Raw genomic sequence first — 2,662 nt, 5'->3', positions numbered from 1 at the left:
CTAAATTGATTATAAAATTTTCGGATAAACTTATTAAACTGTCTTTATCAGTACTTATATTCTCCGCATAGTAATCTTTTAATGTAGGAGGACAAAGCCACCGGCAGAATGTGCTTTTGCCACTATTTTGTATTTCGCCAACCAAAATAAATGCCTGTTTATTGAAACCTCCATCAATTAATGCACAAGCGACACTACGAACCAACATTTTTTTGAAATGCAACCTGAATCTTTTCTCATCTTTAGCTTTCACATAACCCGCCAAAATATCAATATAATCGGGTTCGGTTTCTTTATTCCAGTACGGAATACTTTCAAAATAATCTACAATAGGATTATATTTTGTAACAAAATCCGATTTTAATAAAGCAATTAAATTTGATAAGGAAAATTTAATATTGTTGTGATTTAATGCCCTGTAAATGTTATTTTCATTTATTTGCTTGTAATTTTTTTCATCTTTCGGTTTATATTCAACTTCATTGGAAACTTCGTTATATCTGATGTCATAAATACTACTCAGGTAATTTTCTACTTTTTCAAATTTTGAAATTTCTTTTTTAACCTTTATTTTTTGAGGTTGATTTATTTCTTTATTTGCCGGTTTTATATCAATTCCGAATTCTTTTGCTATTTGAAAAAATGATTTTATTGTTATTCCCTGTTTTCGTTGTTTAAAGCACTCATCAAATTGCTTATTACATTTTAATTCATCGTATTTTTCAGAATATTTGCTGACCCTGTGATAATAATTTCTTCCGCCTTCACCAAGTCCATTAGAAATTGCAAATCCAATTCTCAGCCAATTATCGTAGCTTCCGGTTATATCAATTTTTTGTTTTTCAATTTGAGAAATTATTTTTTCGACATCAGCTATTAATTTCGATTGTGTTTCAGGTTTTATTGGAGTGCTTAATACATCTGAATTATCATTGATGTAAATATTTTTATCAGCACTTAAAAACATTAATCGGCTTACATCTTTGCATGATTTATCAATATTCACATTATAATTCCGCAAATAATATTTTTCTAAATAATGAAAGCATTCCAAATGCTTGTTTTTATCAGGTGGAATTTTTACAATAATTTTTAATCCTGTTCCGCTTGGGCTGATAAAACTCGCAAATGTCAGCTTGTCCTGATTTATTCTTTTTTGCAATTCTTCTGAATCAACAACTTTGTCAATATCAATTTGAATAAGTCCGGAATGTTCAATTAAATCTGAAGAAGAATGAGATTCTTTGAATGTTCCCGAAACAGTAATTGAAGGCAATTGCCTTTTAAAAGCATCTTTTTCTTCTTTAGATATTGCATTTCTGACATTTTTGATTTGTTCAAATAGCTGTTCCAATTTTATTATATTAAAAACTTCGCTAATATCAATATCTTTAGCTTTCTTGCTTTTTACATCGTTGAAATATGAAACTTTCATAATTTATTTTCTTTAATGAAAAAGGGAGTGGTAAGCTCCCTTTGCGTTACTCATTGTCATCCTCTTCCAACAAATCTTCAAGTTCAAAAATCGCATCTCTTTCCGATTTGTCATAAGAAACAGTAATAATGATGTCATCATCTTCTGTTACCCCAATAATTGTGTTGGATACTTCTTTTTCATCCAACAACTCTGCGAACTCCACTATGGTGTCCACAGGCACATAAAATTCACGTGTTCTCATAATTTGAAATTTAGATTAATATTAAAATTGTGTTTTCTTGTAATGGTTTTGCAGATGCTTCTCAATATCTGTTGCCTTAAAATAAATTTTCCCGGCAATTTGACTAAAAGGCAATACTCCGTTATCTCTGTAACTTTGAAGTGTTCTTTTAGATATTTTTAGCAACTGACAAGCTTCCTGAACATCGAGCCATATATCTGACAATGGCTGGGTTCTTTTTTGTTTGACAAATTCATTACCTATACTTTCTATTTTGGAAATGATTTGCTGAAATGCTTCGGATTGAATCGTTATTACTTCCATTTTTTTACGTTTTTAAATTTTACAATAAGTGAATTATTGTTTTTGTTGCAACTAAAAACGGGTCAAAGGAAATAATGATAATTTCAGAAATACTATACACTATTGATAAGGTGGAGCAGAGTGCAGAGTGTAGAGTGTGTCAAAAGCTTTGATAAATCAACAAAAACGAATTTGCGATAAATAAAAAAAATAAAGAAAAACAATGAAGTTTGGAGTGTTATTTCACAATATTTGCTGCTTTTTCAAGCAGAATTGCTTTAGCTGGTTTTTTCTGTCCCCTAAATTTTTCCCAGTCGAAAGTTTGTTTGTTTTTATCAACAAAGCAGTTGGCGGTAACTTTCCAAATATGTGATTGAATGTCTTTTATGAGTTTCAAATCATTATGCAAAACCTTAATAAAATAAGCAAGTTCCGAAATATTCCCTGTCCAATGTATTAAAATTTCGGGTTGGGTGTTGTTGAAAATCTTTCGGAAATCCTTAATGTCTGTATCAACACTGACGAAACTATGTTTCTTCAGAAATAGCAGCAAATCCGTAATAAAAGATAATTTACCACTAACGTCCTAACGTTTTTTTATTAAAGTTCTTTGAAATATTGGCAGATAATAGTTTCAGTTGTTTTGAATTGCTAAACGATTTGAATAGAATTCCATTTTCTAAGCTTAGTTTTGTCCATAA

General features: G+C 30.0%; 4 protein-coding genes. All 4 read right to left on the bottom strand.

What is annotated here, in order from left to right; genetic code table 11:
• The coding region (locus WC223_06240) for a BT4734/BF3469 family protein (GenBank protein ID MFA6923840.1) at nt 1-1,435 on the bottom strand (1,435 nt) is incomplete at its 3' end.
• Between the two features lie 46 nt (nt 1,436-1,481).
• On the bottom strand, nt 1,482-1,679 hold the full coding sequence (locus WC223_06235; GenBank protein MFA6923839.1) for a hypothetical protein: 198 nt from the start codon (nt 1,677-1,679) through the stop codon (nt 1,482-1,484).
• A 21-nt stretch (nt 1,680-1,700) separates the two neighbouring features.
• The gene (locus WC223_06230) at nt 1,701-1,982 is read right to left on the bottom strand and encodes a helix-turn-helix domain-containing protein (protein MFA6923838.1); all 282 of its coding nucleotides are present in this window, start codon (nt 1,980-1,982) and stop codon (nt 1,701-1,703) included.
• A 217-nt stretch (nt 1,983-2,199) separates the two neighbouring features.
• Complete coding sequence (locus tag WC223_06225; protein ID MFA6923837.1) at nt 2,200-2,514, bottom strand: hypothetical protein; 315 nt, start codon at nt 2,512-2,514, stop codon at nt 2,200-2,202.
• Between the last annotated feature and the right edge of the window lie 148 nt (nt 2,515-2,662).

The organism is Bacteroidales bacterium, assembly GCA_041671145.1.
In the GTDB taxonomy this organism is placed as follows: Bacteria; Bacteroidota; Bacteroidia; order Bacteroidales; family JAHJDW01; genus JAQUPB01.
The sequence above is the reverse complement of the archived record's forward strand: the minus strand, read 5'-3'. Positions and strand labels throughout refer to the sequence as shown.